1 protein-coding gene is annotated in these 831 nt (G+C 68.1%); it reads right to left on the bottom strand.

The window, feature by feature from the left end:
- On the bottom strand, window positions 1–831 hold an 831-nt coding region (locus AACY08_RS27590; RefSeq protein ID WP_339472276.1), incomplete at both ends, for an Ig-like domain-containing protein.

Genomic DNA, 831 nt, shown 5'->3' on the forward strand with positions numbered 1-831 from the left:
GCTGTCGCTGCCATAATAGCCGCTGGTCGGGGTGTAGGTGATGACATCGCCAGCCACGCTGGTGGTACCGTGCGCGGGCGCGGTGCTGACGGTGAGGCTGCTATGCACGCCGCTGACCGAAGTGGTGAGGTCGATCGGGGTTGCGGTGTTGTACGCAACGCTCGCGCTCTTGGCGGCAACAGTGGGCGCGGCAGGCGTGGCGACGGTGAGCGTGACGGTGGCAGCGGCCGAGGTTCCGCCAGGCCCGGTGGCGGTATAGGCAAAGCTGTCGCTGCCATAATAACCGGTGGTCGGGGTGTAGGTGATGACGTCGCCCGCGATGCTGGTGGTGCCGTGCGCAGGGGCTGAGCTGACGCTGAGGCTGCTATGCACGCCGCTGACCGAAGCGGTGAGGTCGATCGGGGTGGCGGTATTGTACGCAACGCTGGCGCTCTTGGCGGCAACGGTTGGGGCGGCAGGCGTGGCGACGGTCAGGGTGACGGTGGCAGCCGCCGAGGTGCCGCCAGGCCCGGTGGCGGTATAGGCGAAGCTGTCGCTGCCATAATAGCCGGTGGTGGGGGTATAGGTGATGACATCGCCAGCCACGCTGGTGGTGCCGTGCGCGGGGGCTGTACTGACGGTGAGGCTGCTATGCACACCGCTGACCGAGGCGGTGAGGTCGATCGGGGTGGCGGTGTCATAAGCGACGCTGGCGCTCTTCGCGGCAACGCTGGGCGCAGCAGGCGTCGCGACGGTGAGCGTGACGGTGGCAGCGGCCGAGGTGCCGCCGGGCCCGGTGGCGGTATAGCCGAAGCTGTCGCTGCCATAATAGCCGCTGGTCGGGGTGTAGGT

Origin of the sequence: Pseudomonas sp. EL_65y_Pfl1_R83, from assembly GCF_963970695.1 — a bacterium.
Lineage (GTDB): Bacteria > Pseudomonadota > Gammaproteobacteria > Pseudomonadales > Pseudomonadaceae > Aquipseudomonas > Aquipseudomonas tritici.